This is a genomic window from Azospirillum oleiclasticum (assembly GCF_013423485.1).
Classification (GTDB): Bacteria; Pseudomonadota; Alphaproteobacteria; order Azospirillales; family Azospirillaceae; genus Azospirillum; species Azospirillum oleiclasticum.
The window spans coordinates 39,694-60,477 of the sequence record NZ_JABFFR010000042.1 but is presented as its reverse complement, the minus strand read 5'-3'; the positions used below and the strand labels follow the sequence as shown (position 1 = coordinate 60,477).

The window sequence follows — 20,784 nt, the reverse complement described above, 5'->3', positions numbered from 1 at the left end:
TGTGGGGAGCAAGATGACCGCCCGAAATGATGATGATAGTAGTTCAAGGCGCCGGCAGAAGGTCAGAGACATACTTGAGTATGACGCTGCCGCCACTCCAAGACCTCGCCGCCGCAAGTCGGCCACGTCTATCGGGGTGTCAGGCGACAACAACATTGTGGGAAACAATAACACCGTTACAGTTATCAAGACGGACAGGATTATAAAAAGGGAAATTGTCAAGCCGCAGCCGGGTGTAGAGCATATCACAGAAGAGCAGTTCGCCAAACTGCGCAACCTTATTGATGAAATCATTCGTGTTGAAAGTCTGACGAAGCGCGACCCGGCCACTCATCAGCGCGTATGGGGGGCTTTGGCGAGAAAAATGGATGTCGTTTCTAATAGAATGATAAAGTTTGAGAAATTTCCAGCCGCTGAAATGTTTCTTCGGCAGTGGCTTGGCCGTCTTAGTACGGCAAAATCTGTAATAAAATATGATGATGGGCTGCGGACACGTCGCATTAAATACATACAGACTAACATGAAGGTGCTTTTGATTGAAGACCAAGTCCGAAAATACATGATGAGCAAATTTGGCGCTCAATCTTTGACCGAACTTGACCAGCCGCAGCTTGATCAGGTTTATAGGTATATTGCTGGTCTTAAGCGACGCCCAGGAAGTTAGGCCGAAAGGCACGGCGTGATGGTGGTGGCTTGATCCCATACGCCACGGGGACACGGCCGACCCATGGCATCGCACGTCATCCGTTCTGTCACCACATGGAGGAATGAGTGAACTGGACAAGCCAACTCCGCGCCATGACGCCGGAAGAAATCGCAGAGAAGCGCCGCGAGGCGGAGTTAAACGCCCGCCGCAATGTCAAGGAACCCGGCGGCGCCTTGGTTGGAATACTGGTGTTCTTTGGCGTTCTTGGACTGCTGGGCACCGTCACCGCGGTGCTGTCCCAGAACCTGATACTGTTCCTGGCGGCACTCAACGGCGCCCTTCTGGCCTTCTTCATGGCAACGGTGCTGACCCGCCTCGGCGACATCGTCTCCGAACTGCGCCACCTCCGCGCCGACCTGGAAGAGGCCCGTCCCGACCCTCCGGGCGGATGACCGCATACCCCCTATTCGGCGTCAAATCAACCGCACTTTTGACCCGCCAGCGCCCGTTCCCACCCATTCCCCGTCAAACCGCCCCCAGCAGCCAACATCCGCCATCCCCTTGTCCAACAACACCTTTTCGCCCGCGACCCCGACCACCCCACCTGTCAAAACAGGTAGTCCCCCACAGGCGGCCCTGGCCCACACGCGGTCGGGCGTGCGCGAGCGGGGGACGAGGCGCCCCTCCCAGGCGCGGATGGCGGGCGGGCCGGGGATGGCGTCGGGGCCGCTGTCCGGCAGCCGCCGGCCGCGCTTGGCATGCCCGGCCTCGGCGCAGGCGATCCGTGGGTCGTTGTTCCGGAAGGCGATCCGCGTGAAGGTCTGGTGGAAGCCCAGCGCCGCCAACCCCTGCGAGCGGTCGCGCGGGACGGCCAGGGGGCCGCGGCGCATGCCGGGGGCGACGGGCATGGTGGAACCTCCACAGACAAAGATTATTATCCTATAACGAAGGCGCGGCGGACACAAGGCCATGCGCGGGGGCTGGCGATCCATGCCGGCAGACCGCGCCGCCACCCGCCCTTCGCTCACCGGTCGCGGCAGGGCGCGCAACGTGAGTCGGAGCTTCCGTCCGCTGGTATCGCACCGGGCTGTATGCTCGCTCTTCTTGCCGAGCCAAATGATATACGGCTCCAATGTCATGGACCGCCAAGTTGAAACATGTCATGCAGGAGCCATGACAAGCGCTGCCTGGGCAGGCGGCCGGATTCTATTGAGAATGTGGTCCGAATGATTGGGCCGGGACGGCGCGCCACCCTGGCTTGGGGCGGTCGCGTGGAAATCGTCAGGCTCGTACGGGGAGAGGTGTTCGATGGTGTTCTGGTGTCGTCTGGCATTGGCTGCGTTTTCAATCACCGCGATGACGGCTCCGGCGACGGCTGGCGTCCAGCATGCCGGTCCTGCCCGGTGGGACGGTGCCCAACATCACCTTGAAATGGCGGCGAGCGTCGCTCCGGCGGCCAATGGGGCCGTGCCCGACGGCGCCTACAAGTGCCAGATGTGGATGGGATCGAGCTATGTGAGTCTGGGCACGGTACGAAGCGTCGGAGGGGTGCTGACCCCCGATCCGCTCGCGAAGGTGGGGGCCACGATCACCGGTGTGACACCGTCCGCAGGCGGTATAACGATCAACTACACGACGGCGCGCGGGTATCGCGAGAGCATGGACTGCGCGCGCGAGTAGCGGGGCAGGTGGTGCTTGCGGCGTTCTTCCATTCGATCGTTTGAATGCAGCGTGGAATCCGTTGACCGGGCTGATGTGGTGGAAGGGCCGTCCACCACATCAGCCCGGTCATGCCCGCCGCACCCGCTTTATGGTCGTGCGGCGATTGCCGGTGCCAGCACATCGACGCACCATGCGCGAAAGTCCGTCGTTGCGGGGTTCGGCACGGGCCGGTCGACCAGGTGGTCCATCCCCTCGTTCTTCGCGGTCAACATGTCGACCATGGCCTGCGCCATGCCCGCCGATGCGCCGCGACGGAGCGTCATGCCGTGCATGTCCTGCATCGTCATCTCCTGGAAGCGCACGTGCCGGGACAGGACGGCGCTCATGGTCGCCGCCATCTCGCCGAACGAAATGTCCTGCGGACCCATCATAGGAATCGCGTCCACACCGGACCACGCGGGGTCGAGGAGCAGGTCGGCCGCGACGGAGGCGACGTCGCGTGTGGCCACGGCCGGCATGGCGAGGTCGGCGGGCGACGGCCAGTGGAAGACTCCGGTCTCGGCTATCCCGTCGATCTGGCGCAGCAGGTTTTCCATGAGCGATGCGCAGGCGAGGGCACGATAATGCACGCCGGTCTGCGCGATCATGTCGTCCAGCTCCAGCGTGGCGGTGACATGACCGGCCGGCCGCGGCCAGCCGCGCCCAAGCGCCGAGACGCCGACCACGCGCTTTACCCCGCACGCCCGCATGGCCTCGCAGCCCGGACGGGAGAAGTCGACGTAGGCTGCCCTCGCGCTGCTCTCCGTCCGGTCCCCCGGCGGGAGCCAGAAGACGCTGTGCGCTCCGTCGAAGGCCCGTGAGACGACGTCGTGGTCGCCGTGCGATCCGACGAAGACCTCGACCTTTTGGCGAAGCATTGCCGGGATTCGATCGGGATCGCGGGCAATCACCCGGATTGGTTCCGAGCCCTTCACGACCTGTGCCAGAACCTGACCGCCGATATTGCCGGCGGGGGCGGTTATTACGATCATCCTCGAATTCCTTGTTTTCCGGCTTCTTGTTATCGGTGACGCCATCGAATCTAGGTCGTGCGGGCGGAACGAACTATGCTGTAGAGTTCGTATTTCCGTCGCTGTCGTTCGGAAACGCGCTGTGGATCCGCTGTCCGAAATCGTCTCGCTGCTCAATCCGAAGCGTGTCAGCGCCGTTGGCCTCGATGCCGGCGGATCGTGGTCGCTGGCCTTCGGGCGGTATGAGGGCATCAAGGTCAACGCCGTGGTTGCGGGGTCCTGTTGGCTGTCGATGGAAGGATCGGATGCGCCGCTGCGCGTCTCGGCCGGCGATTGCTTCCTGCTGATGCGGGGAAGACCGTTCCGGCTGGCCAGCGATGTGGACGCCTGTCCCGTCGATGCCGAAGGCGTCATCAAGGGTGCGCAGGGTGGAGGAACGGCCGTCGTGAACGGGGGTGGCGACTTCTTCCTGTTCGGAAGCCGTTTCACCCTGGACGACGAGCATGCCCGCTTCCTGCTCGGATCGCTGCCTCCCCTGCTGCACATACCTGCCGCCAGCGGCGACGGAACGTTGGCGTGGGCCCTGGAGCGGTTGCGGGCCGAGTTGCACGCCGAGCGGCCGGGTGGAAATCTTGCCGTGCATCACCTGGCCCATCTGATGCTCGTCGACGTCTTGCGGCGTTACGCCACCGACGGCACGCGGAGCGGAGGCTGGCTTGGGGCGCTATCCGACCGGAAGATCGGCCGGGCGCTGACGTTGATGCATGGCGATCCGTCGCGCCGATGGACGTTGAGCGATCTTGCGGGTGAGATCGCCATGTCGCGCACCAGCTTCGCGGTGCGCTTCAAGCGGTGCGTCGGCGTGGCGCCTCTGGATTATCTCACCCGCTGGCGCATGCTGTTGGCCGGGGAACGACTTGCAACCTCCGCGACCAGCATCGCGGCCCTTGCGCCGTCGCTCGGATACGAGTCCGAGAGTGCCTTCGGTGCGGCGTTCAAGCGGGTCATGGGCTGTTCTCCACGCACCTACGCCCGGTCCCGCGCTGCCGCGGCGCCGGAAAGCCAAAGCCCGGCGGGCGGGCTTGTGCGGCGGTGAAGGATAACCAGTCCACTCCGCCATCACGGGCCGGAGGGTGCCGCCGAGGGTTCCGTCATGACTTCGATGAACCGGAGGCCGAGGAGCGCGCGTGCCGAGCGCCGTGCGTCAACCCGGCCGCGGCGGCTCCACCACCCGCTCGACCACCTCCAGCATGCGCGCCATGTTGATCGGCTTGCTGAGATAGTCGGTCATGCCCGCCGCGAGGAAGCGTTCGCGGTCGCCGGTCATGGCGTCGGCGGTCAGCGCGACGATCGGGACCGTGCCGACCGGGGCGGGCAGGGCGCGGATCAGACGGGTGGCCTCCACCCCGTCCAGCTCGGGCATGTGGACGTCCATCAGCACCACGTCGAAGCCGCCGCCACGCACGGCCTCCACCGCCTCGCGCCCGTTCTGCACCAGGGTGACGCCATGGCCGGCCTTGGCTAGGATCGCCTTGATGAGGATCTGGTTGACGGCGTTGTCCTCCGCCACCAGCACGCGGAGCGGACGGGTGGTCTCCGGCAGGGGCGAGGCGGCGGGCGGCGGCGGGGCGGGGACGGGTGGCACCTCCACCACCGGCAGCGGCAGCCGCACGCGGAAGACCGAGCCGCGGCCGGGCGTGCTGTCGACCGCGATGCTGCCGCCCATCAGGCGGGTGAGCTGACGGCAGATCGCCAGCCCCAGCCCGGTGCCGCCGAAACGCCGGGTGGTCGAGCTGTCGGCCTGGGTGAAGCGCTCGAACAGTTTGGCGCGCGCCTCCGTCGCGATGCCGATGCCGGTGTCGGCGACCGCCACCGTCAGCTCGCCCCGCCCGTCTTGAAGCGGCAGCAGGGTGAGCGTCACCGCGACGCTGCCGGCCGGTGTGAACTTGATGGCGTTGCCCATCAGATTGAAGAGGATCTGACGGAAGCGGGTGGGGTCGCCCACCACCCGCAGGCCATGATCGGCCGGCCCGGCGACGGAGAGGAGCAGCCCCTTCTCCGTCGCCTGCGGGCCGAGCAGGGCGGCGACGGCGTCCGTCTCCGCGCGCGGGGAGAAGGGCACGCGGTCGAGCTCAGCCGCGTCGGACTCGAACTTCGAGAAGTCGAGGATGTCGTTCACGATGCGCAGGAGCGTTTCGGACGATTCGCGCGCCGCGTCCAGATAGGAGCGCTGGCGCTCCTCCAGCCGCGTGCCGTCCAGCAGCTCCAGCATGCCGAGGATGCCGTTCAGCGGGGTGCGGATCTCGTGGCTCATGGTGGCGAGGAAGCGGCCCTTGGCGGCGTCGGCCTCGCGCGCCTCGGCCGCGGCGGTGTGGGCGGTGTCGAGCGCCCGCTCGCGCGCCGTCACGTCGTACCAGCCCCAGACCCGCCCCACCGGCGTGCTGTCGATGAGCAGCGGGTGGACGGACACCTGGAAGACGCGGCCGTCGTGCCAGTCGATGCGCCCTTCCACCGGCTGGCGCGGGTTGCGGGCGATGGCGGTGCCCAGCGCCGTGAACTGCGCGAAATCGGTGAAGCGCGGCAGCGCCGCGTCGAGCGCGAAATCCAGGCTCTGCCCGACCACCAGCCGCGAACAGTCGATGCCGAGCAGGTCGATGTAGCGGCGGTTGCAGGCGATCAGGTTGGCGTCCAGATCGACCGCCGCCACCGCCTCCGCCATGCCTTCCAGCACGGCGCGCAGGATGGCGGCCAGCCGCTCGAAGCGCGTCTCCTCGTCCTCCAGCCGGGTCAGCCCGGCAAGCGCCCGGCGCAGCGTGCCGGCGGCCGGGGGCGGCCCGTCGGTGTGGGCGGCGGCGGGCAGCGGTGTCCAGATCATCATGCGATCGGCGCCGACCCGCGTCGTCTGTACCTGGAAGGGGCCGCGCGCGGTGCTGGCGTAGGTGAGCTCGGCCGGGGCGGCGTCGAGGGCGGCCAGCAGAGCGGATGGACCGGGACCGGCGAGCGCCTTATCGATGGAGTCGAGCAGCTCGGCGGCGGCGGCCCCCGCGGCCAGCCGGTCGAAGGCGGCGCTGAACAGGCCGCAGGCGGCGGGGTTGGCGTGGCGCAGCCGGCCGTCGCGGTCGAACAGCAGGACGGGCAGGGGCAGGCCGGCCACCATGCAGGCAGCCGTATCGGCCGGCGGCCGGTCGAGCGCGGGACGCGCGGCCGGCTCGCCTCCTGCATCCCCTCCGGACATCGCGGGCCACCCCTCTCCCCATATCGGACCTTGGGCATAGTACGATGGATCGGGGTGACGGCGTTACGCCTTCTTCTCCCAGCCGCCGCGGTCGTTCTGCTGCCAATAGGTCAGGCTGTGGCCGACGTCCTTGCAGCGGCGGTAGCGCTTGCGCGCGTCGGCCACCGCCTCGCTGTCGTTGCCGTCGAACAGGTCGCAGACCAGCTCGTAGGCGCCGAGCCGTTCCGAATCCACCCCGTCGGCCAGCACCAGCACCGTGGCGCCGTTGGGGTTCTCGTCCTTCCAGGTGAGGAAGACCGGCTGCTGGTCGGCGAAGCCGTCGCGCGCGGCCCCGTGCGGCAGGAAGGAGGCCGGGTCGTAGGTCCAGAGATGCTGGTTGAGCTGGTCCACCCGCTCCGCCGAGCCGGCCATGACCACCGCCCGCCAGCCGCGCTCCAGGACCTTCTCCAGGATCTTCGGCAGCGCCTGTTCCAGCGTCCGACGCTGGAGGTGGTAGAAGCGGACTTCGGTCATGGCGTGGCGGTGGGCGGGCGCCGCCTCACGCCTCGTGGCGGTCGGCGATGAAGCGGTCGAGCAGGCGGACGCCGAAGGCGGTGCCGCCCTTCGGCACGGTCGCCGTGTCCTTCTTCGACCAGGCGACGCCGGCGATGTCGAGATGCGCCCACGGCACCTTGTTGACGAAGCGCTGCAGGAAGACGGCGCCGATGATGCTGCCGCCGTTGCGCCCGGCCGAGACGTTCTTCATGTCGGCGATGTCGGAGTTGATCTCCTTGTCGTAGGCGTCGCCGAGCGGCAGGCGCCACAGCGGCTCGCCCACCTTGCGGCCGGCGGCGGCGAGGCTGTCGGCCAGCTCGTCGTCGTTGGCGAACAGGCCGGCGTATTCGGTGCCGAGCGCCACGATCACCGCACCCGTGAGGGTGGCGAGGTCGACCATCAGCTTCGGCTTGAACTCCTCCTGCGCGTACCACAGGCAGTCGGCGAGCACGAGGCGCCCCTCGGCGTCGGTGTTGATCACCTCGATGGTCTGGCCGGACAGCGAGGTCACCACGTCACCGGGGCGCTGGGCGGTGCCGGACGGCATGTTCTCCACCAGGCCGACGATGCCGACCACGTTGGCCTTCGCCTTGCGGGCGGCCAGCGCGTGCATGGTGCCGATCACCACGCCGGCCCCGCTCATGTCCCACTTCATGTCCTCCATGCCACCCGCGGGCTTGATGGAGATTCCGCCGGTGTCGAAGGTGACGCCCTTGCCGACCAGCGCCACCGGCGCCTTGTCCTCGGCGTCCGGGTTGCCGTTCCAGCGCATGACGACGACTCGCGGCTCGTAGACGCTGCCCTGGGCGACGCCGATCAGGGCGCCCATGCCCAGCTTCTTCAGCTTCTTGAGGTCGAGCACATCGACCTCGACGCCGAGCTCGGCCAGATCCTTGCAGCGCTCGGCCAGGCTTTCGGGGTGCACGATGTTGGCCGGTTCCGACACCACGTCGCGGGTGAAGAACACGCCGTCGGCCACCGCCGCCAGCGGCCCGAAGGCCTTCTTGGCGCCGTCCGCGTCGTCGGTGAGGAAGCGCACCGTCTTCAGCGACGGTTTCGCGTCCTTCTTCTCGGTCGTGCGGTAGCGGTCGAAGCGGTAGGAGCGCAGCCGGGCGCCGAAGGCCATCTGCGCCGCCACGAAGGCCGGCGACAGGTCGGCCTCGGGCGGCACCTCGACCAGCACCGCGGCCTCGGTCTCGCCGGAGGAGGCGAGCGCGCCCACCACCGTGCCGCCGGCCGCCTGGAGCGCCGATTCGTCCAGATCCTCGGGCTTGCCGAGGCCGATCAGCAGGATGCGGTCCAGCCCGACGCCCGCGGGCGCCAGGATCGCCAGCGTCTCCTCGCGCTTGCCGGTGAAGCGGCTGGCCTTCATGGCGCGGGTCAGGGCGCCGCCGGTGGTGCCGTCCAGATCCTGCCCGGCGGCCCCGAGCCGGCGGTCGGCCAGTACGGTCACGACGACGGTGCCGTCCTTCGGCAGGACCGGCTTGGCGAAGGAGAACTTCATCGATAACCCTCTCGGCTGTCGCCCGGCGCAAGGCGCGCGCCGGCCCTTCCCGATAAAGCCCCTGGGGGCACCGCTGTCAAGGGAGGGGGCGGCGAACGGCGGCGTCCCGGCCCCACCGCAGGGTCACCGGCCCGACCTCGTCGCGCAGGTGCAGCAGCAGGGCGCGGAGGAAGAGGATCACGCCCGCCATCTCCGCCACCTCCTCCAGCGTCATGAGCGCCGCGTAGGCGAGGTTCCGCCGCCCTTCCGCCTCGATGAAGGCGCCGCCGGCCATCTCCAGCACCAGGGCGCCCGACAGGAAGACCGCCCCCGCAACCACCAGGCGCAGCGCTGTCCGCCGCGGCAGCCGCCAGAGGAAGCGGGCGTAGGCGGCCCCCGCCACCAGCGCCACCGCCGCCCCGACGGGGACCCAGGCGTGCCAGAGCAGCCCGCCGAGGCCGAAGGCGTTGCGCAAGGGCTCGATGAGCTGTTCGTGCACCATCGCCGCCTCGTCCAGCGACATGGCCGCGAAGCCGAGCGCCAGGCCCAGCCAGGCGAGACCGTCGCCACGCCGCCGCTGCGCGGCCGCGGCCAGGAGCGCCAGCAGCAGCGCGCTGGCGAGCAGGAGTGCCGACGAGAACCAGGCGGGGGCGTTCGCCTCCCCCTCCAGGTCGAACATGCGGAAGTAGCGCCAGCCGCCGGGCACCGAGCGGTCGGGAAAGCCATAGGCCAGCAGGTAGCCGATCCAGGCGGCGGCGACCAGCGCAGCGGTCACGACCGCCAGCGATCGCACGACCCCCGCCACGGGCACCACGCAGACGGGGCCCGGTGGGCGGGCGGGCGCCGTGTCGGCCAGGAGCGGGGACGCCGGTGCGCAGGGTGGGCGCACCAGCCGATTCGCGGTGGGTGGCATGGTCTCGCTCCAGGCGTCGGGGGGTCGAACATGGCAGTTCCGTGACAACCGGGGCACCGCGCAGAGGTTTCGTGGTGGTACGGCCAAAGCCACGCCGCCATCCCCATCCGGCGGAACGGCCTGTTCCGTCCGGCGATCGGCGAAACGCCGTTGACGCTGGTCCGGGGCGGGACGGATAGTCGCGCCATGACCGCGCCCACCGACAGCGCCCGCGGGAGCCGTCCGCGGGCATGACGCCGATCCGAACCGAAGCGGAGCTGACGGCCGCCGCCCGCGCGCTGGCCGGGCCGGCGGGGCGCTGGCGTGCGGCCGAGCGGGCGCTGGCCGCCGCCATCCGCGACGGCGAGGACCCGCTGGGCGACGCCTTCCTGCGGCTGCGCGCGGCGGAGCAGCGGCGGGCGCAGGGCGCCACCTACACGCCTCCCGACATCGTGGCCGCCATGGCCGACTGGGCGGCCCGGCAGGGGACGGTGCCGGTGCGGGTGGTCGATCCAGGGGCCGGGTCCGGCCGCTTCGTGACCGCCGCCGCGGCGCGCTTTCCCGAGGCGGCGCTGGTGGCGGTGGAGAGCGACCCGCTGGCCGTGCTGATGCTGCGCGCCAACGCCGCGGTCGGCGGCTTTGCCGGGCGGCTGACGGTGGTGCAGGGCGATTACCGCGCGCTGGAGCTGCCGTCGGCGGCGGGGCCGACGCTGTTCCTCGGCAACCCGCCCTATGTCCGCCACCACGAGCTGGGCGAGGCGTGGAAGGGCTGGTTCGCGGAGGCCGCGGCCAAGGAGGGGATGCGGGCCAGCAAGCTGGCGGGCCTGCACGTGCATTTCTTCCTGAAGACGCTTCTGCTGGGGCGGGAGGGGGATTTCGGTGCCTTCATCACCTCCTCGGAATGGCTGGACGTGAATTACGGCGCGCTGCTGCGCCGGCTGCTGGCGGAGCGGCTGGGCGGCACGGCGCTGCATGTGCTGGACCCGGCGGTGGCGGCCTTCCCCGACGCCATCACCACCGCCGCCATCACCTGCTTCGCCATCGGCCGGCGGCCGGCCGCCTTCCGCGTGCGGGCGGTGGGGAGCCGGGCCGAGCTGAACGGGCTGACCGCCGGCCGGCCGGTGCCGTGGGAGGCGATGCGGGCCGCCCCGCGCTGGTCGGTGATCGTGCGCCCCGGCCCGCGCCCGCCCGCCGGGCACATCGAGCTGGGCGAGCTGTTCCGCGTGCACCGCGGGCAGGTGACCGGGGCCAACGCCGTGTGGATCGCCGGCCCGCAGGCGGCCGGCATCCCCGACCGCTTCCTGGCCCCCACCGTGACCCGCGCCCGCGAGCTGATCGCCGCCGGGGTGGCGCTGGACGACGCCGGGCCGCTGAAGCGGGTGGTCGATCTGCCCATCGATCTGGGGCAGGTGCCGGCCCGGCACCGCGCCGCGGTCGAGCGCTTCCTGGACTGGGCGCGCGCCTGCCGGGCCGACGCCGGCTACGTTGCCCGCAACCGGCGGGCCTGGTGGGCGGTGGGGCTGCGCGAGCCGGCGCCCATCGTCTGCACCTACATGGCGCGCCGCCCGCCGGCCTTCGTGCGCAACCTGTGCGGGGCGCGGCTGCTCAACATCGCGCACGGCCTATATCCCCGCGAGCCGCTGCCGGACGAGGATCTCGACCGGCTGATCGCGTGGCTGCGCGTCAACGTGCGGGTGGAGTCGGGCCGCGCCTACGCCGGCGGCCTCACCAAGTTCGAGCCGCGCGAGGTCGAGCGCATCGCCATCCCGCGCCTGGAGGATCTGCCGCATGGCCGAGCCGCGGTCCTGGACGCTGGCTGAGCTGGCCGCCGACGCGGCCGAGGGCCGCGCCCGCTTCCGCGCCGAGCGGCTGGAGGAGCCGCGCGACCTCTACGTCGCCTTCTTCGACGAGATGGTGCCGGTGTTCGAGACGCTGACGCTGCATCTGGAGTCGCTGTTCGCGGAGACGTCGCCGGTGGAACGGATCGTGGACGTGGTGTCCGACCGGCAGGCGGGCACCGCCTTCCGCTACCTCGCCGCACCGCCGATCAGCGAGGACGACCTGAAGACGCTGACCGACGCACGGCTGAGCCGCAAGGAGCTGGCCGGCGATCCGGACGCGGCGCGGCGCGTGCGCGACATGGTCCGGCAGATCATCGATCCTCGCCGCTTCCCCTGGATCGTCGCCGGCCGCCCGGCGCGCCCGGGGGAACGGCACGCCGCGGTCGTGGCGTCGGCCGCGCTGGTGGCCGCCCAGCGCGTGCAGACAAGCCGCCGCGGTGACGCCAAGGCGGTGCAGGAGGAGGCGGTGAAGGCGCTGCTGCGCGGGATGGGCTTCGTGGAGCGCCCGCCACGCGACATCCCCATGCTGGCCGACGCGCCGGCCGCCGGGGAGTTCTGCGGCGAGAGCCGGCTGGGCGACACCCGCGCCGACCTCGTCATCGGCCTGTTCGACCGCCGCGCGCTGGCCGTGGAGTGCAAGGTGTCCAACAGCGAGGTCAACAGCTTCAAGCGCGTCAACCACGAGGCCGCCGGCAAGGCCGCCAAATGGAACGCCCAGTTCGGCAAGCGCCAGCTCGTCGCCATGGCCGTGCTGCGCGGCGTGTTCAAGCCCGAGAACCTCGCCAGCGCCCAGGACGCCGGGTTGCACCTGGTGTGGAGCCACCGGCTGGAGGATCTGCGGGGGTTCGTGGAGGGGACGCGGGCGCTGTGACCCTGTCCCGCCGGGAGCGGGAGAGGGTACGACACGCAATCCAGAGAACGGGCTCGGAAGAAACCGTTTACGAACAGCGGGTGTCGCGCTCCGCCTGATCCTGCTCGCCACGCCCGTCGCGCATGAAGTCGTCGGAGAAGGCGGCGAGCTTGCCGAGCAGGCCGTCCAGGCGGCGGGGCACCGGGCGGATGCGGAGTTCGTCGCCGACGCGCTCGATCTCGAGGTCGTTGCGGTCGAAGGCGAGGTCGGCGGGGATGCGCACCGCCTGGGAATTGCCGTTCCTGAACACCCGCGTGATCGCCATGGCCGACTCCACCTGTCACCTCCTTGAATGTACTACGGCATGCGCAAGTCTGGCGATGCCGGGTGACCGACCCTCCCCCGCCGGAGGCGGGAGAGGGGCCGTCCTCATCGGCCATTCATCATGTCCGGCAGCGTAACGATCCTTACTCTATCAGCTTCCAACCGCTTGCGCAGCGTTGTCGCCAGGGCGACGGCGCTGGGTTCGTCGCCGTGGACGCAGACGGAGTGGACGGTGACGGGGACGCGCTTGCCGGTGGTGGAGACGACGACGCCGTCTTGCACCATGCGCAGCACGTTGTCGGCGGCCTGATCCGGGACGTGGATCATGGCGTCGGGGCGGGTGCGGGGGACCAGGGTGCCGTCGTCGGTGTAGTTGCGGTCGGCGAAGGCCTCCTCCGCCACCGTGAGGCCGAGGGAGCGGCCGGCCTTCGCCATGACCGAGCCGGCCAGCGCCAGATAGATCAGGTTGCGGTCGACACCCCGGATGGCGCGGCCGATGGCAAGCGCCAGGGATTCGTCGGTGGCGGCGGCGTTGTAGAGGGCGCCGTGGGCCTTCACGTGGGTGACGGTGCCGCCGTTGGCGGCGGCGATGCCGCAGAGCGCGCCGATCTGGTAGGCGACCATGGCCTCCGCCTCCGCGTCGGACAGGCGCATGGGGCGGCGGCCGAAGCCCTGGAGGTCGGGGTAGGCGGGGTGGGCGCCCAGGCTGACGCCTTTCGCGAGCGCGCTGCGCACGGTGCGCGTCATCACCAGCGGGTCGCCGGCGTGGTAGCCGCAGGCGATGTTGGCCGAGGCGACGATGTCCAGCATCGCCTCGTCGTCGCCCATCGGCCAGGCGCCGAAGGCTTCGCCGAGGTCGGAATTCAGGTTGATGATGGCGGTCATGGGTCCTCCCCCAACAGGCTCAGGATGTCGCCGTTGCCGTTGACGATGTCGACGACGCCCGAGACGAGGTTGCAGGCGTACAGCGCGTCCAGATCCACCCCGCCCGGCGGGCGTACGGCGCGGATGCCGCGGACCAGGGCGGCGAGGTGGCTTTCCTGGCGGCGGCGGATGGCCTCCGCCTCCTCCACCGTGACGGCGGCGAAGGACAGGCGGTCGCCGGCGCGCAGCCGGCCGACGCGCGGCAGGTCGGCGGAGATGACGGTGGCGATCTTGGCGTAGCCGCCGATGGTCTGGTGGTCGTTGAGCAGCAGGATCGGCAGGCCGTTGCCCGGCACCTGGATGGAGCCGGTGACCAGCCCGTCCGACGGGATGTCGGCCCCGGCCCGGTGGGTGAGCGCCGGTCCCTCAAGCCGCAGGCCCATGCGGTCGGACTGCTTGCCCAGTGTGTACGATGAGGTGAGGAAGAGGCGTACGGCCTCCTCCATGAAGCGGTCGTCCTGGGGGCCCAGCACCACGCGTACGGGGCCGCTGCCGTAGTCCGGCTCCTCCGGCAGTTCGACATCGGCTGTGGTGGGGGCGGCAGGGGCCGCCAGGGGCAGGGCGGTGCCCTCGCGCAGTGGCTGGCCGCCGAGGGGGCCGAGGCCGGCACGGGTGTAGGTGGACAGGCTGCCGAGAAAGGCGGGCAGGGCGAAGCCGCCGGCCACCGCCAGCACGGCCACGGCGGCGCCCGAGACACTGTTCAGATGCAGCGTGTCGCCACGGCGCAGGCTGTGGCTGCGCCAGGGGAGGAGCGGCTGCCGGCCCTCGCCCTCCCGTTCCCCGGGGCGCTCAAGAGTCATGGCGAGCGGGCCGGCGGCGGCGATGCGGACGCTGTCGGCCTCCACCCGCAGGGAGGGGCCGAGATAGGCGATCTCCACCCCCGCCATGCCCGGCGGGTTGCCGACCAGCGCGTTGGCCAGCCGCAGGGCCAGCGGGTCGAGCATGCCGGCCACCGGCACGCCCAGCTCCTGGAAGCCGAAGCGGCCGAGATCCTGCACCGTGGTGAACAGGCCGGGGCGGATTGCTTTCAGGGCCGGAACGGTCATTCCTTCGCCCTCAGTGTTTCGGGATCGAAACGGCCGGCGGCGGCGTCGGCGCGCAAGGTCTCGTAGCGGGCGCGGTCGATGGTGGTGAAGCGCACGCGGTCGCCGGCGGCGAGCAGCACCGGCCGGTCGCGGGCCGCGTCGAACAGCGGCACCGGGCAGCCGCCGATCAGGTGCCAGCCGCCGGGGCTCTCCCACGGGTAGACGGTGGTGAGGCGGCCGGCGACGGCGACCGAGCCGGCGGGGACCTTGACCCGCGGCTCGGCCCGGCGGGGCTGTTCCAATGCGGCGTCCAGCCCGCCCATGTAGGCGAAGCCGGGCATGAAGCCCAGCATGTAGACGAAGTATTCCCCGGAGGCGTGGACCGCTGCCGCCTGTTCCGGGGTGAGACCCCTGGCCGCCGCCAGTTCCGCGAGATCGGGGGCCAGATCGGTATCGTAACAAACCGGGAGGTGCCAGAGCGCGCCGGTTGCCCCGGCGGTGCCCGAAGCGTCGATCACGGAGCCGACCAGCGCCTCCAGTTCCCGCCGCGTGGTGGCGACGGGGTCGTAGACCACCATCAGCGACCGGAAGGTCGGCACCGTCTCCACCAGCCCCGGCGCCGCACCGTCGGCGCGGGCGCGGGTCAGGCGGGCGTGCAGGTCCATGACGCGGGCGTTGGTCGCCCGGTCGATGGTCTCCCCGAACTCCACGTTGAAGGCCGTGTCGCCGGAGCTGGTGAAACGCACCGCGGCCATGGCGTCCCCGTTCACCCGATCATCTTCGACGGCAGCCAGGTGACCAGCCCCGGCATGATCCACAGCAACGCCACCATCAGGCACATGGCGAGGAAGAAGGGCAGGCTGGCCTTGCCGATGGTCAGGATGTCCTTGCCGGTCATGGATTGCAGCACGAACAGGTTGAAGCCCACCGGCGGCGTGATCTGCGCCATCTCCACCACGATCACGATGTAGATGCCGAACCACAGCAGGTCGATCCCCGCCGCCTGCACCATCGGCAGGATCACCGAGGTGGTCAGCACCACCATCGAGATGCCGTCGAGGAAGCAGCCCATGACGATGAAGAACAGCGTCAGCACCACCAGCAGCATCTCCGTCGAGAGCTGCCAGTGCGCGATCATGTCGGCCAGCGCCCGCGGGATGCCGGTGTAGCCCATCGCCACGGTCAGGAAGGCGGCCCCCGCCAGGATGAAGCCGATCATGCAGGAGGTGTGGGCGGCGCCGATCACACTGTCGCGGAAGGTGGCCCAGCTCAGGCTGCCCGTCACCGCGGCGAGCAGCAGGGACCCGGCGACGCCGACCGCCGCGGCCTCCGTCGGGGTGGCGATGCCGGCGTAGATGGAGCCCAGCACGCCGGCGATCAGCAGCATCACCGGGATGAGCTGCCCGGTCTCGCGGATCTTGGTCATCAGGCTGGTGGGCGGCTCGGGCGGCGGCACGCGGTCGGGGTGCAGCATCGACCAGCCGGCGACGACCGCCATGAACAGCGCCGTCAGCAGGATGCCCGGCAGCACGCCGGCGATGAACAGCCGGGCGATCGAGACGTCGGCCGCCACCCCGTAGACGATCATGATGATCGAGGGCGGGATCAGCAGCCCCAGCGTGCCGGCGCCCGCCAGCGAGCCGACGATGAGCTGGCTGTCGTAGCCGCGGCGCGTCAGCTCGGGGATGGTCATCTTGCCGATGGTGGCGGCGGTCGCCGCCGAGGAGCCCGACACCGCGGCGAAGATCGAACAACCGACGATGTTGACGTGCATCAGCCGCCCCGGCAGCCAGCCGAGCCACGGCGCCAGCCCGCGGAACATGTCCGACGAGATGCGGGTGCGGAACAGGATGTCGCCCATCCAGATGAACAGCGGCAGGGCGGTCAGCGTCCAGGACGCGGTGGCCCCCCACACGTTGGTCGCCATCACCATGCCGATCGGTCGCTCGGTGAACAGCAGCATGGCGACGAAGCCGACGCCGGCCAGCGCCAGCGCCACCCAGACGCCCGCCGCCAGCATCGCGAACATGGCGATGATCACCACCGCCGAGGCCAAACCCTGGTCCATGCGTCAGCCCTCGCTCGGCAGGTCGGCGGTCTCGTAGGAGGCGGGCCGGCCGCGCAGCACCCCCGCCAGATCGTCCAGCAGCGCCACGGCCAGCGCCACCAGCCCCAGCCCCATCACCCCTTGCGGGATCCACAGCGGGATGGGGACGACGCCTTGCGACAGGTCGCCGAAATCATAGGAATCCCACGTCATCTGCGCCCACCAGAAGGCGAAATAAACGGTCAGCGCCGAGCCGGCGGTCAGGCAGAGAATTTCGAAGGCGCGGCGCGCGGACCCACGCAGCCGGTCGATGATGATGCCGACGCGGATGTGGCTGCCGCGCCGCAGCGCCGGGGCCAGCATCAGGAAGTAGCTGGCCGCCATGAAATACATGGCGAACTCGTCGAGGCCGCGCACCACGAAGCCGAGATTGCGGGCGGCGATGTTGGCGAGGATCAGGACGGCGATGAGCACGAGGCACAGCGCCCCCAGCCCCTCCGCCACACGGTAGAGAAGGGTCAGACCAGCGCGCATGCAGCGGGCCTCCGGCGGAAGGTGGGTGGTAATCGTCGCGTCGGGCCCCCACCCGAACCCTCCCCCACTTCGCGGGGGAGGGCTTTTGTTGCTCCCTCCCCCGTCGGAGATGGGGGAGGGTCGGGGTGGGGGCCGGGCGCAGGTGCCCCTTACTGGCGGAAGGCCTTGATGATCGCCTCGCCGTCGGCGCCGGCGGCCTTGACCCATTCGTCGGTCATGGTGGCGCCGATCTTGGCGAAGCCGGCCTTGAGCGCGGGGGTGGGGGTGATGACGTTCATGCCGTTCTTCGCCATGGTGGCGTTCAGGTCGGCGGTCTTCGCCTCCCAGCCGGCCCAGCCCGCCGACTCCGCCTTGGCGGCGGCGTTGAGGATCTGGGTCTGGGTCTTCTCGTCCAGGCCCTTCCACACCTTCTCGCTGACGAACACGATGTTGCGCGGCAGCCAGGCCTGCAGGTCGTAATAGTTGCGCACGAAGTCCCACGCCTTGGTGTCCACGCCGGTGGCGGCGGACGTGATCATCGAGGTGACGATGCCCGTGCCGAAGGCCTGGGCCACCTCCGCCGCCTCGATCTTGGTCGGCGTGGCGCCGGCCAGCTCGGCGATGCGGGCGGTGGCCGGGTTGTAGACGCGGAACTTCTGGCCCTTCAGGTCCTCCACCGCGGCGATGTCCTGCTTCACGAACAGGCCCTGCGGCGGCCACGGGATGGAGTAGAGGAGCTTCAGGCGCTGGCTCGCCAGCTTCTTCTCCAGGAACGGGCGCGAGACGTTGTAGAGCTTCTTCGCCGCCTGGAAGTCGGTCGCCAGGAAGGGCACCGAATCGAGACCGTAGAGCGGGTCCTCGTTGGCCCAGCTGCTGACCAGGACCTCACCGATCTGCGCCTGGCCGGACTGCACGGCGCGCTTGATCTCCGGATGCTTCACCAGCGAGCCGCCGGAATGCACGGTGATGTCGATCTTGCCGCCGGTGGCCTGCTTCACCTCCTCCGCGAACTGCCGCACCGTCTGGGTGTGGAAGTTGGTGTCGGGGTAGGGGGTCGGCATGTCCCACTTGTCCGCCAGTGCCGCGACCGGTGCCGTGGCGAGCCCGATGCCGACGACGGCCGCGGCGATCCGGCCCCCCAACGTGCCGGCGAAGCTGACGGTGCTGCGTTCCATGGTGCTTGTCTCCCTGTCTGGTGATTGTGTGCGGAACGGCCATAGGGTCTTACCAATTGGCGGTGCCGTCAAACCGTGATTTGCCCGGTATGCGGCGGCCGCCCGACGATGAGGCCGGCGCTGTGTCATATGGTCACACGACGCGGGCCGGCGTGCAATTGCTGCGGCGCAGCATGATGGATTGGGCTATGAGAAGTCGCCCTTCGAACACCAATGAAAGCACCGTCATGGAAGACCTGTCCGTCACCCTGAAGTCCGTCGTCCTGCTCGTCGTCGTCCTGGGCCTGCTGATCGGAACGCTGGTCGCCAGCCCCGCCGCGCTCGGCATGCTTGCGGTCGGGCTGTCCTGGGCCGGCCTTGCCGGGTTGCTGGTGATCAGCCGGATCTGACCGGTGCCGCGGGGCGCGGCGGAAAATTCGCCCGCCCCGCTGGACAGAATGCGTCGGACAAGCTATGCCCTCGCGCAATTTTTCATAAGCGCGAGGAACCGGCCATGGCCCCCGACACCACCGCACCCCTTCCCGTCGTGCGCACCGTGGCCGACCTGCGCGAGCGGGTGCGCGCCTGGCACGCGGCCGGAGAGACGGTCGCCCTGGTCGCCACGCTGGGCGCGCTGCACGCCGGGCATATGGCGTTGGTGACGCGGGCGCGGGAGCTGGCGGACCATGTGCTGTCCAGCGTCTTCGTGAACCCCACCCAGTTCGCCCCGCACGAGGATTTCGCCAAATACCCGCGCGACGAGGCGGGCGACGCCGCCAAGCTGGCCGCCGCCGGCTGCGAGCTGCTCTACGCCCCGACGCTGGACGTCATGTACCCGCAGGGCTTCGCCACGGCGATCGGCGTCGGCGGCCCGTCGGAGGGGCTGTGCAGCGTCACCCGCCCGCATTTCTTCGGCGGGGTGGCGCTGGTCGTGGCCAAGCTGTTCCTGCAGACCCAGGCCGACGTCACCGTGTTCGGCGAGAAGGACTACCAGCAGCTCCAGGTCGTCCGCCGCATGGCCCGCGATCTCGACATCCCCATCCACATCGAGGGGCTGCCGACGGTGCGGGAGGAGGACGGTCTGGCGATGTCCTCGCGCAACCAGTATCTCACCGCCGAGGAGCGGGCGCGGGCGCCGGAGCTGTACCGCGCCATGACCGAGGCCGCCGCGGCCATCGCCGCGGGCGCGCCGTCCGCCGCCGAGCTGGAGCGGGTGCGGGCGCGCATCGCCGCCGCCGGATTCGGCACCATCGATTACGTCGAGCTGCGCGACGCCGAGACGCTGGTGCCGGTGGAGCGCGCCGACCGCCCGGCGCGGCTTCTGGCGGCGGCGTGGATGGGCAAGGCGCGGCTGATCGACAACGTGCCGGTGGTGGGATGATGGCGGGATTTTCGATTGAGGACGTCACCGTCTCCCGGAGCGGAAACCCTCCGCCATGAGGCGGAAGGCAGCGACGGCCTTGGGCAGGGTGGACGGCGGGTCGTCGCTGGCCGCCACCCACAAGGCCGCGTTCAGCGCGGCCCCGCAGAGCAGGCGGGCGGCGGCCTCGACGTCGGCGCTCTTCATGACCCCGTCGGCCATCAGTTTTCCGACCGTCTGCTTGGTTGCCTGCAGACACGCGTTCTGGCTGGGCCAGCGGGAGGGGTCGCCGAGAAAGGCGGGTCCGTCGAGCAGCACGATCCGTCGCACCTCGGGGTCCAGCGCCATCGCGATGTAGGCGGCACCTTCGGCCAGGAGCTGTTCCCACTCATCCCCCGCGTCGGCCCCGGCGGCCCGGGCCCGCGCCGCCATTTCGCCATCGACCTGGGCCACGACGGCCGCAAGCAGCCCCGTCTTGTCGCCGAAATTGTGATAGAGCGCGCCGCGCGTCAGGCCGACGGAGGCGGTCAGCTCGTCCATCGAGGCCGCGGCGAACCCGTCGGACGCGAACGCCTTCCGACCCGCGGCGATGAGCTTGCCGCGGTTTTCCTCCATCGTTTCCAGGCGACGCCGTGGTGCCACGATCCACTCCATTTCAGATACGCGACGTATACCGCTTGACGCACGGGACGCGCAGGGCCATTTCACATACGCGACGTATCTGAAATGGCCCGACGGGCCGGACCGGTCGCTGCGACGTCGCAGCGACCCGCAACAGGAAGATTTCCGATGGCCCAACGTGACGCCGTGTTCCCCGCCGGTCGGCATGAACTCTACAGGAAGCACGGCTATTCCGCGGCGATCCGATCCGGCGATCTGCTGTTCGTATCCGGCCAGGTCGGCAGCCGCAGCGACGCCTCCCCCGAGCCCGACTTCGAGGCGCAGGTCCGTCTGGCCTTCGCCAACCTGAAGGCGACCCTGCAGGCCGGGGGCTGCACCCTCGACGACATCGTCGACGTGACGACCTTCCACACCGATCCCGAAAACCAGTTCGACACGATCATGACGGTCAAAGGCGAGGTCTTCCCGGACGCGCCCTATCCGAACTGGACCGCGGTCGGCGTCACATGGCTCGCCGGATTCGACTTCGAGATCAAGGTCATCGCCCGCATTCCCGTGTGAGCGGTGCGGGGGGTGACCGCCTCCGGCACCGGGGACACGCCACCCGCCCGCATAGCCATCCCGCTTCCGGGGCGGTTCCCGCCGGCGGTCTCACGTCCTATA

At 69.9% G+C, this 20,784-nt stretch carries 23 protein-coding genes; 9 read left to right on the top strand and 14 right to left on the bottom strand.

Annotation, left to right across the window (positions count from 1 at the left end):
• Positions 1-13: 13 nt before the first annotated feature.
• Positions 14-664 (top strand): hypothetical protein, encoded by a 651-nt coding sequence (locus HL658_RS31130; protein ID WP_180286311.1) that lies wholly within the window; start codon positions 14-16, stop codon positions 662-664.
• A 107-nt stretch (positions 665-771) separates the two neighbouring features.
• Complete coding sequence (locus tag HL658_RS31125) at positions 772-1,098, top strand: hypothetical protein (RefSeq protein ID WP_180286312.1); 327 nt, start codon at positions 772-774, stop codon at positions 1,096-1,098.
• Between the two features lie 21 nt (positions 1,099-1,119).
• On the opposite strand, the gene HL658_RS31120 is transcribed toward HL658_RS31125, so the two are convergent.
• Entirely contained in the window at positions 1,120-1,554 is a 435-nt protein-coding gene (locus HL658_RS31120; protein ID WP_180286313.1) for a hypothetical protein, read from the bottom strand.
• A 400-nt stretch (positions 1,555-1,954) separates the two neighbouring features.
• Here HL658_RS31120 and HL658_RS31115 point away from each other — a divergent pair, with 400 nt between their 5' ends.
• A complete protein-coding gene (locus HL658_RS31115) occupies positions 1,955-2,326 on the top strand; it encodes a hypothetical protein (RefSeq protein WP_180286314.1) in 372 nt (123 codons plus the stop codon).
• 128 nt (positions 2,327-2,454) lie between these two features.
• Here the strand turns inward: HL658_RS31115 and HL658_RS31110 are convergent, their stop codons facing one another.
• Positions 2,455-3,339: an NAD(P)H-binding protein gene (locus HL658_RS31110; RefSeq protein WP_180286315.1), complete on the bottom strand. Its 885-nt coding sequence runs from the start codon at positions 3,337-3,339 to the stop codon at positions 2,455-2,457.
• 121 nt (positions 3,340-3,460) lie between these two features.
• On the opposite strand from HL658_RS31110, the gene HL658_RS31105 reads away from it, so the two are divergent.
• Positions 3,461-4,414 carry a cupin domain-containing protein gene (locus tag HL658_RS31105; RefSeq protein WP_180286316.1) on the top strand — a complete coding sequence of 318 codons (954 nt, stop codon included), beginning with the start codon at positions 3,461-3,463 and terminating at the stop codon, positions 4,412-4,414.
• A gap of 108 nt (positions 4,415-4,522) precedes the next feature.
• On the opposite strand, the gene HL658_RS31100 is transcribed toward HL658_RS31105, so the two are convergent.
• The 4 genes from HL658_RS31100 to HL658_RS31085 form a co-directional block, all read right to left on the bottom strand.
• Positions 4,523-6,553: a PAS domain-containing hybrid sensor histidine kinase/response regulator gene (locus tag HL658_RS31100; RefSeq protein ID WP_180286317.1), complete on the bottom strand. Its 2,031-nt coding sequence runs from the start codon at positions 6,551-6,553 to the stop codon at positions 4,523-4,525.
• A 63-nt stretch (positions 6,554-6,616) separates the two neighbouring features.
• Positions 6,617-7,066 carry a DNA polymerase III subunit chi gene (locus HL658_RS31095; RefSeq protein ID WP_180286318.1) on the bottom strand — a complete coding sequence of 150 codons (450 nt, stop codon included), beginning with the start codon at positions 7,064-7,066 and terminating at the stop codon, positions 6,617-6,619.
• Positions 7,067-7,091: 25 nt separating this feature from the next.
• Complete coding sequence (locus HL658_RS31090; RefSeq protein ID WP_180286319.1) at positions 7,092-8,591, bottom strand: leucyl aminopeptidase; 1,500 nt, start codon at positions 8,589-8,591, stop codon at positions 7,092-7,094.
• Between the two features lie 76 nt (positions 8,592-8,667).
• Positions 8,668-9,483 carry a hypothetical protein gene (locus tag HL658_RS31085; protein ID WP_180286320.1) on the bottom strand — a complete coding sequence of 272 codons (816 nt, stop codon included), beginning with the start codon at positions 9,481-9,483 and terminating at the stop codon, positions 8,668-8,670.
• 230 nt (positions 9,484-9,713) lie between these two features.
• On the opposite strand from HL658_RS31085, the gene HL658_RS31080 reads away from it, so the two are divergent.
• Together HL658_RS31080 and HL658_RS31075 are read left to right on the top strand one after the other, a co-directional pair.
• Positions 9,714-11,282, top strand: a complete 1,569-nt coding sequence (locus tag HL658_RS31080; protein WP_180286321.1) for an Eco57I restriction-modification methylase domain-containing protein — start codon at positions 9,714-9,716, stop codon at positions 11,280-11,282.
• Positions 11,251-12,174: a XamI family restriction endonuclease gene (locus HL658_RS31075; protein WP_180286322.1), complete on the top strand. Its 924-nt coding sequence runs from the start codon at positions 11,251-11,253 to the stop codon at positions 12,172-12,174. The genes HL658_RS31080 and HL658_RS31075 overlap by 32 nt, the downstream gene beginning before the upstream one ends.
• A gap of 67 nt (positions 12,175-12,241) precedes the next feature.
• On the opposite strand, the gene HL658_RS31070 is transcribed toward HL658_RS31075, so the two are convergent.
• From HL658_RS31070 to HL658_RS31040, 7 genes are all read right to left on the bottom strand, one after another.
• A complete protein-coding gene (locus tag HL658_RS31070; protein WP_180286323.1) occupies positions 12,242-12,478 on the bottom strand; it encodes an antitoxin in 237 nt (78 codons plus the stop codon).
• Positions 12,479-12,582: 104 nt separating this feature from the next.
• Positions 12,583-13,362 carry a LamB/YcsF family protein gene (locus HL658_RS31065; RefSeq protein WP_180286324.1) on the bottom strand — a complete coding sequence of 260 codons (780 nt, stop codon included), beginning with the start codon at positions 13,360-13,362 and terminating at the stop codon, positions 12,583-12,585.
• Entirely contained in the window at positions 13,359-14,447 is a 1,089-nt protein-coding gene (locus tag HL658_RS31060) for a 5-oxoprolinase subunit C family protein (protein WP_180286325.1), read from the bottom strand. The genes HL658_RS31065 and HL658_RS31060 overlap by 4 nt, the downstream gene beginning before the upstream one ends.
• On the bottom strand, positions 14,444-15,196 hold the full coding sequence (gene pxpB, locus HL658_RS31055; protein ID WP_343055396.1) for a 5-oxoprolinase subunit PxpB: 753 nt from the start codon (positions 15,194-15,196) through the stop codon (positions 14,444-14,446). Before pxpB ends, HL658_RS31060 begins: the two co-directional genes overlap by 4 nt.
• Positions 15,193-16,494, bottom strand: a complete 1,302-nt coding sequence (locus HL658_RS31050; RefSeq protein ID WP_180286326.1) for a TRAP transporter large permease — start codon at positions 16,492-16,494, stop codon at positions 15,193-15,195. Before HL658_RS31050 ends, pxpB begins: the two co-directional genes overlap by 4 nt.
• Positions 16,495-16,497: 3 nt before the next feature.
• Positions 16,498-17,007: a TRAP transporter small permease gene (locus tag HL658_RS31045; RefSeq protein ID WP_180286327.1), complete on the bottom strand. Its 510-nt coding sequence runs from the start codon at positions 17,005-17,007 to the stop codon at positions 16,498-16,500.
• 149 nt (positions 17,008-17,156) lie between these two features.
• Positions 17,157-18,161 carry a TRAP transporter substrate-binding protein gene (locus HL658_RS31040; protein WP_180286328.1) on the bottom strand — a complete coding sequence of 335 codons (1,005 nt, stop codon included), beginning with the start codon at positions 18,159-18,161 and terminating at the stop codon, positions 17,157-17,159.
• Positions 18,162-18,388: 227 nt separating this feature from the next.
• Between HL658_RS31040 and HL658_RS31035 the strand changes: the two genes are divergently transcribed.
• Complete coding sequence (locus tag HL658_RS31035) at positions 18,389-18,550, top strand: sugar tyrosine-protein kinase (RefSeq protein ID WP_180286329.1); 162 nt, start codon at positions 18,389-18,391, stop codon at positions 18,548-18,550.
• A 104-nt stretch (positions 18,551-18,654) separates the two neighbouring features.
• On the top strand, positions 18,655-19,521 hold the full coding sequence (gene panC, locus HL658_RS31030; RefSeq protein ID WP_180286330.1) for a pantoate--beta-alanine ligase: 867 nt from the start codon (positions 18,655-18,657) through the stop codon (positions 19,519-19,521).
• 24 nt (positions 19,522-19,545) lie between these two features.
• Here the strand turns inward: panC and HL658_RS31025 are convergent, their stop codons facing one another.
• A complete protein-coding gene (locus tag HL658_RS31025; RefSeq protein ID WP_180286331.1) occupies positions 19,546-20,142 on the bottom strand; it encodes a TetR family transcriptional regulator in 597 nt (198 codons plus the stop codon).
• 147 nt (positions 20,143-20,289) lie between these two features.
• Between HL658_RS31025 and HL658_RS31020 the strand changes: the two genes are divergently transcribed.
• The gene (locus HL658_RS31020; RefSeq protein ID WP_180286332.1) at positions 20,290-20,682 is read left to right on the top strand and encodes a RidA family protein; all 393 of its coding nucleotides are present in this window, start codon (positions 20,290-20,292) and stop codon (positions 20,680-20,682) included.
• The last annotated feature ends 102 nt before the right edge of the window (positions 20,683-20,784 follow it).

Bases quoted from the DNA above. Each gene is read 5' to 3' on its own strand.
- HL658_RS31080 (WP_180286321.1), top strand. From the start codon at position 9,714: ATGACGCCGATCCGAACCGAAGCGGAGCTGACGGCCGCCGCCCGCGCG.
- HL658_RS31060 (WP_180286325.1), bottom strand. From the start codon at position 14,447: ATGACCGTTCCGGCCCTGAAAGCAATCCGCCCCGGCCTGTTCACCACG.
- HL658_RS31065 (WP_180286324.1), bottom strand. From the start codon at position 13,362: ATGACCGCCATCATCAACCTGAATTCCGACCTCGGCGAAGCCTTCGGC.
- HL658_RS31050 (WP_180286326.1), bottom strand. From the start codon at position 16,494: ATGGACCAGGGTTTGGCCTCGGCGGTGGTGATCATCGCCATGTTCGCG.
- HL658_RS31075 (WP_180286322.1), top strand. From the start codon at position 11,251: ATGGCCGAGCCGCGGTCCTGGACGCTGGCTGAGCTGGCCGCCGACGCG.
- HL658_RS31035 (WP_180286329.1), top strand. From the start codon at position 18,389: ATGGAAGACCTGTCCGTCACCCTGAAGTCCGTCGTCCTGCTCGTCGTC.
- HL658_RS31020 (WP_180286332.1), top strand. From the start codon at position 20,290: ATGGCCCAACGTGACGCCGTGTTCCCCGCCGGTCGGCATGAACTCTAC.
- HL658_RS31130 (WP_180286311.1), top strand. From the start codon at position 14: ATGACCGCCCGAAATGATGATGATAGTAGTTCAAGGCGCCGGCAGAAG.
- HL658_RS31115 (WP_180286314.1), top strand. From the start codon at position 1,955: ATGGTGTTCTGGTGTCGTCTGGCATTGGCTGCGTTTTCAATCACCGCG.
- HL658_RS31095 (WP_180286318.1), bottom strand. From the start codon at position 7,066: ATGACCGAAGTCCGCTTCTACCACCTCCAGCGTCGGACGCTGGAACAG.
- HL658_RS31100 (WP_180286317.1), bottom strand. From the start codon at position 6,553: ATGTCCGGAGGGGATGCAGGAGGCGAGCCGGCCGCGCGTCCCGCGCTC.
- HL658_RS31045 (WP_180286327.1), bottom strand. From the start codon at position 17,007: ATGCGCGCTGGTCTGACCCTTCTCTACCGTGTGGCGGAGGGGCTGGGG.
- HL658_RS31085 (WP_180286320.1), bottom strand. From the start codon at position 9,483: ATGCCACCCACCGCGAATCGGCTGGTGCGCCCACCCTGCGCACCGGCG.
- panC (WP_180286330.1), top strand. From the start codon at position 18,655: ATGGCCCCCGACACCACCGCACCCCTTCCCGTCGTGCGCACCGTGGCC.
- HL658_RS31110 (WP_180286315.1), bottom strand. From the start codon at position 3,339: ATGATCGTAATAACCGCCCCCGCCGGCAATATCGGCGGTCAGGTTCTG.
- HL658_RS31070 (WP_180286323.1), bottom strand. From the start codon at position 12,478: ATGGCGATCACGCGGGTGTTCAGGAACGGCAATTCCCAGGCGGTGCGC.
- HL658_RS31040 (WP_180286328.1), bottom strand. From the start codon at position 18,161: ATGGAACGCAGCACCGTCAGCTTCGCCGGCACGTTGGGGGGCCGGATC.
- HL658_RS31120 (WP_180286313.1), bottom strand. From the start codon at position 1,554: ATGCCCGTCGCCCCCGGCATGCGCCGCGGCCCCCTGGCCGTCCCGCGC.
- HL658_RS31090 (WP_180286319.1), bottom strand. From the start codon at position 8,591: ATGAAGTTCTCCTTCGCCAAGCCGGTCCTGCCGAAGGACGGCACCGTC.